Below are 5,531 nucleotides of genomic sequence, written 5' to 3'. Positions count from 1 at the left end.
AGAGGCGCAGACCGCCGAGATGGGCACGCAGGACGCGGCGCGACCAGCAGCAGGCCGCGCGCGCGAAGGGGCGATCTTGGGACACCGGCACGGATGTCTAGGAGAGCGCAGTGCTCGGCCCGATCGCGCCGGCCTCGCGCATCGGCCACCCCGCGCGGGGGCGTATTGCGCTGACGGTGACCTGCAGCCCGGCGACCTGATCTTCACCGGCACGCCGGCCGGCGTCGGTCCGGTGCGGCCGGGCGACCGGATGGAGGGCGAGATCGAGGGCGTCGGCCGGCTGTCCGTCGCGATCGGCCCCGCGCTGTAGCCGGCTTCAGGCCTGCGGGACGCTCCGCCGCGCCATGTCGAAAAGCATGGTGCGAAGCTGCGGCTCCTGCCGCATCGCAGCGCGGTCGGGCCGGCTCAGCAGCGCGAGGCGCCGCACGATCGGCGGCTCCGTCACCCGGCTCGCGGAGAGCTCGCCGCGCGCGACCTCGTCGGCGACCACGCCGCGCGGCAGCACCGCCGTCGCCAGGCCGCGCGCCACCAGCCGCTTGATGGCGGCGACCGACTGCACCTCGAAGGCGATGCGCAGCGGAACGCCACGCCGCGCCGCCTCCGACGCCAGCGTGCGGGAGATGCTGTCCACGCGTCCCGGCAGGGCGAGCTCGCCGGCGAGCACCTCGACCATCGTGATCTCGGGCGCTACGCCACCCGCGGCCGGGCGCACCAGCACCAGCGCCTCCTCCAGCACCGGCTCCGCGGTCACGCCCTCGCGCTCCGGCGGGTCGTAGGCAAGGGCGAGGTCGAGCCGGCCGGCCTCCACCCACTCCGCGAGGGTGAAGCTCAGCTCCTCCACCAGCCGCAGCTCGAGGTCCGGCAGCTCCGTCCGCGCGCGCTGCACCAGGTCGGGGCCGAGCAGCGCAACCAGGCTCGGCGAGAGGCCGAGCGACAGCGTCTCCCGCACGCGCTTGCCGAAGCCCATGACGTCCCGCTGCGTGTCGTCCACCTGGCGGAGGATGGCGCGCGCGCGGTCGAAGAGCAGCCGTCCCGCGGGCGTCGCCTCCACGCCGCGCGAATGCCGCGCGAGAAGCTGCACGCCTAGCCCGTCCTCGAGCTGCTTGACCTGCAGCCCGAGCGCGGGTTGCGCGACGTGCAGCGCCTCGGCCGCCCGGGTGATGCTGCCGAGTTCGATCACACGCACGAAGTAGCGAAGCTGGCGCAGGTTCATCGCGTCCCTCCCCCGGCCATATAGCGCGCAGGGGGGCAGGCAGACAGCGATTGACTTTGTGCCGGCCTGCGCCCCGCGCCACAACGGTCCCCTGAGAGAGGAAACGCGAATGTCCGACGACGCCGTCCAGCATGCGATCCGCGAGTTGGTGATCGCCAACCGCATCCTGGCGCGGGAGGACGTGATCGACGATTTCGGCCATGTCAGCCTGCGCCACCCGACCGACCCGGGGCGCTACTTCCTCTCGCGCAGCCGCAGCCCCGTCGCGGTGACCGCCGACGATATCATGGAGTTCACGCTGGACGGCACGCCCCTCGAGCAGCGCGGCCGGCGCATGTACGCCGAGCGGGCCATCCATGGCGCGATCTACATGGCGCGGCCCGACGTGACCTCCGTCGTGCATCACCACGCGCGCGCCGTGCTGCCCTTCACCGTCGCCAAGCTGGAGCTGAAGCCGGTCTTCCACATGGGCAGCGTGATGGGCGCGACCGTGCCGCTCTGGGACAGCCAGGACGAGTTCGGCGACACCAACATGCTGGTGGACAACATGCCGAGCGGTCATTCGCTGGCCCGCGCTCTCGGGCAGAACGCGACCGTGCTGCTGGCGCGGCACGGCGCCTGCAATGTCGGCCGCAGCCTGCGCGCCGCCGTCTTCACCGCGGTCTACACCAAGGAGAATGCCGAGATGCTGCTGGCGAGCCTGCCGCACGCGCCGCTCAGCTATCTCACGCCTGGCGAGATCGCGAAGACGTCGGAGATGCTGCTGTCGGACATGCCGCTGGCCCGCGCCTGGGACTACTACCTCGCGCGCGCCGGCTTTTCCGGACTTTGAGAGGGGAGGACGCGACCATGAGCAAGGCTCTCGAGCGATCCTATGACGGCATCATCATCGGCGCCGGCCAGCACGGGCTCGTGCTCGGCAGCTACATGGCCCGCGCGGGGCTCAAGGTGCTGCTCGTGGACCGGCGGCTCGACTACGGCGGCGGGCTGACGACGAAGGAAGCGACGCTGCCCGGCTTCTACCACAACCTGCACTCGATCAACCATTTCCACATCAGCGAGACGCCGTGGTTCCGCGACCTCGGCCTAGAGGACAAGGTCACCTACATCACGCCGCGCTACGAATTCGGCCAGGCGCACAAGGACGGCACGGCGCTGGTCTTCGGCCGCGACCTCGAGGAGACGATCGCGAATGTCGCCCGCTTCTCGAAGCGCGACGCGCAGACCTTCCGCGAATGGAACCACCGCTCCGAGGAAATGACGCGCCGCATCCTGCTGCCCGAGCGCTATGCCGAGCCGCTGTCGCAGGCCGAGCGCGAGGCGCTGCTGGAGAAGAGCCCCGTCGGCCGCGACTTCCTCGCCGTCGCGCGCCGCCAGCCGCTGGACGTCGTGCAGGAGCTGTTCGAGGACGAGCATGTCCGCCTGCTCTTCCTCTTCAAGGTGTCGCTCTTCGGCACCTGGCTGACCGACACCATGTCGAAGACGAGCCCGATGGGCTCCGTCATCCGCGCCTTCGACCTGGAGAGCGGCTACCAGCTCTGTCAGGGCGGGTCGTTCAACCTGGCGCGCGGCCTGATGGAGACCTTCATCGCGGCCGGCGGCACCTTCGCGCCGCAGGTCAACCTCGACCGCATCCTGGTCGAGGGCGGGCGCGCCACCGGCATCGTGCTGGCGGATGGCCGCACCGTGCGCGCCGGACGCTTCGTTGCCAGCACGATCGACGTGCACCAGACCTTCGAGCGGCTGCTCGGCCGCGAGCAGCTGCCCGCCGCCTTCGCCCGGAAGCTCGACAATTTCCAGTACACGGGCTGGACGCTGTTCGGCGTGCACCTGGCGCTGGAGGAAAGCCCGCGCTTTGCCGCATCGAGCTTCGACCCGAACCTGAACCGCGCGCTGAAGTGGAGCGTCGGCGCGGAGAGCATGGATGACCTGAACTCCGCCTTCGAGGACGTGAAGGCGAACCGGGTCCCGAGGATCGTCCAGTTCGGCTCCGGCCCGCTCAGCCTGCTCGATCCGACGCAGGCGCCGCCGGGGCGGCACACCACCTACGCCTGGCACGTCATGCCGATGAACCCCGACATCGGCACGCAGTCCTGGGAGGATTTCACGGAGGAGTTCTCCGAGCGGATCATCGACCGCTTCGCGGAATACGCGCCCAACCTCACGAAGCGGAACATCCTTGGCAAGCATGTCTACACCGCGCGCGAATACGTGCAGGAACTGCCGAACATGCGCGGCGGCGACATCTTCATGGGTGCCTTCAGCGCCGAGCAGGTGATGTACAACCACTTCGGCTACCGCACGCCGGTGCCGAACCTTTACATGGCGGGCTCCGCCTGCCATCCCGGCGGCGCGATTTCGGGCGGCGCGGGCTACATCACGGCCGGGCTGATCGCCGACGACCTCGGCGTCCCGCGCTGGTGGTCGCACCGGACAGCGCGCGAGGCGCTCTCCACCCTGCCGGCGGCCGCGTGATGCGCGTCGCCGTCGTCACCGGCGCGGGCCAGGGCATCGGGCGTGTCTTCGCGCGCGCCCTGGCCGGCGCCGGCCATGCCGTGGTCATCGCGGAGCGCAACGCGGACCGCGCCGCCGCAGTAGCCGACGAGGTCCGGGCGGAAGGCGGCACCGCGCTCGCCGTCGAGACGGACGTGGCGTCCGAGGCATCGGTCAACGCCATGGCTGCGGCGGCCGTGGAGCGCTTCGGGCGCCTCGACGTGCTGGTCAACAATGCCGCGATCTTCTCGACATTGGAGATGCGGCCCTTCGACCAGATCCCGCTGGACGAGTGGGAGCAGGTGCTGAAGGTCAACGTGACGGGCCCCTTCCTCTGCGCGCGCGCGGCGTTGCCCGCCATGCGCCGGGGCGGCTTCGGGCGGATCATCAACATCGCCTCGGCCGCGGTGACGCTCGGGCGGCCGAACTACCTGCACTACATCGCCTCCAAGGCGGCGCTGGTCGGCATGAGCCGGTCCATGGCGCGGGAGCTCGGTTCGGACGGCATCACGGTCAATGCCATCCTGCCCGGGGCGACCTACACCGAGATCGAGCGCAAGACCGTCACGCCGGAGCAGAAGCAGCGCATCGTCGCGCTGCAATGCATCCCGCGCCCGCAGGTGCCGGAGGATCTGGTTGGCGCGCTGGTGTTCCTGGCCTCCGACGGTGCGGCCTTCGTCACCGGGCAGGCGCTGACCGTCGATGGCGGCGCGACGCATCCATGAGCACGAAGCTGCGCCTCTCGCTCGCCTGCGGCGACTATGACCGCACGCGGCCGATCCTGGACGGGCGCGTGGAGGTTGAGGGCTGCGAGCTCGCGGCCCTTCCGCTCACGCCGGAGGAGAGCTTCTTCCGCGCCTTCCGCCACCAGGCCTTCGACGTCGCCGAGCTGTCGCTGTCCACCTACGTCATGACGACCGCGCGCGGCACCTGCCCCTACATCGCCGTGCCCGCCTTCGTCTCGCGTTCCTTCCGGCACTCCGCCATCTACGTCCGCCGCGACCGCGGCATCGCGCGGCCGGAGGACCTGAGGAGCAAGCGCATCGGCGTGCCGGAGTACCAGGTGACCGCCGCCGTCTGGGCGCGTGCGATCCTGGAGCAGGAGCATGGCGTGCGCCCGCAGGATCTGCACTGGGTATCGGGCGGCGTCGAGGAGCCGGGCCGCCCGGAGAAGGTCGCGCTCTCCGTGCCGCCCGGCGTCGAGCTGTCCCGTGCGCCGGAGGGGCGGTGGCTGTCGGAGATGCTCGCCGCCGGCGACCTCGACGCACTGATGTGCCCCCGCGCGCCCTCCTGCTTCGATGCGGGCCACCCCGAGGTCGCGCGGCTCTTCGCCGATCCTGCGGCTGCCGCGGCGGAGTGGTACCGGCGGCGCGGGATCTTCCCGATCATGCATGTCGTCGGCATCCGCCGCAGCCTGGTGGAAGCGCATCCCTGGCTGCCGCAAAGCGTCTTCAAGGCCTTCACGGCGGCACGCGACATCGCCCTGCAGCGTCTGCGCGACACCACCGCCCTTGCGGTCTCGCTGCCCTTCCTGGTCGAGGAGACCGAGCGCACGCAGGCGCTCATGGGAACCGACTTCTGGCCCTATGGCCTGGCGAGCAACCGGGAGACGCTCGACGTCTTCCTTCAGCACCACCACGCCCAGGGCCTTTCGCCGCGACGACTGACGGCGGAAGAGCTCTTCGCGAATTCAGCGCTGGAGCGGTTCATGATCTGAGCTGCCCGGGCCGGGTTCGGACCTGCACCGATGGGCCACCATCGGACGCCGGCATCTGGCCGATCACCCCATCGAGACTCCGGTCAGACCGACCGCCGCAGCCCGGCG

At 70.7% G+C, this 5,531-nt stretch carries 6 protein-coding genes; 5 read left to right on the top strand and 1 reads right to left on the bottom strand.

The features are described 5' to 3' along the window. A partial coding sequence (locus ACLF3M_RS35055) for a fumarylacetoacetate hydrolase family protein (protein ID WP_430661654.1) occupies positions 1 to 310 on the top strand: 310 nt, incomplete at its 5' end. Between the two features lie 6 nt (positions 311 to 316). Here the strand turns inward: ACLF3M_RS35055 and ACLF3M_RS35050 are convergent. Next, positions 317 to 1,213: a LysR family transcriptional regulator gene (locus ACLF3M_RS35050; RefSeq protein WP_430661653.1), complete on the bottom strand. Its 897-nt coding sequence runs from the start codon at positions 1,211 to 1,213 to the stop codon at positions 317 to 319. A gap of 109 nt (positions 1,214 to 1,322) precedes the next feature. Here ACLF3M_RS35050 and ACLF3M_RS35045 point away from each other — a divergent pair, with 109 nt between their 5' ends. From ACLF3M_RS35045 to ACLF3M_RS35030, 4 genes are read left to right on the top strand one after another with little or no spacing between them, the layout of a single operon-like run. Beyond that, positions 1,323 to 2,045, top strand: coding sequence for a class II aldolase/adducin family protein (locus ACLF3M_RS35045; protein WP_430661652.1), 723 nt, complete (start codon positions 1,323 to 1,325; stop codon positions 2,043 to 2,045). 17 nt (positions 2,046 to 2,062) lie between these two features. Further along, positions 2,063 to 3,688: a phytoene desaturase family protein gene (locus ACLF3M_RS35040; RefSeq protein ID WP_430661651.1), complete on the top strand. Its 1,626-nt coding sequence runs from the start codon at positions 2,063 to 2,065 to the stop codon at positions 3,686 to 3,688. Beyond that, complete coding sequence (locus tag ACLF3M_RS35035; protein ID WP_430661650.1) at positions 3,688 to 4,431, top strand: SDR family NAD(P)-dependent oxidoreductase; 744 nt, start codon at positions 3,688 to 3,690, stop codon at positions 4,429 to 4,431. The genes ACLF3M_RS35040 and ACLF3M_RS35035 overlap by 1 nt, the downstream gene beginning before the upstream one ends. After that, positions 4,428 to 5,423 carry a PhnD/SsuA/transferrin family substrate-binding protein gene (locus ACLF3M_RS35030; protein WP_430661649.1) on the top strand — a complete coding sequence of 332 codons (996 nt, stop codon included), beginning with the start codon at positions 4,428 to 4,430 and terminating at the stop codon, positions 5,421 to 5,423. Before ACLF3M_RS35035 ends, ACLF3M_RS35030 begins: the two co-directional genes overlap by 4 nt. Positions 5,424 to 5,531 lie beyond the last annotated feature (108 nt).

Origin of the sequence: Falsiroseomonas sp. HW251 (assembly GCF_050563545.1) — a bacterium.
Lineage (GTDB): Bacteria > Pseudomonadota > Alphaproteobacteria > Acetobacterales > Acetobacteraceae > Falsiroseomonas.
The sequence above is the reverse complement of the archived record's forward strand: the minus strand, read 5'-3'. Positions and strand labels throughout refer to the sequence as shown.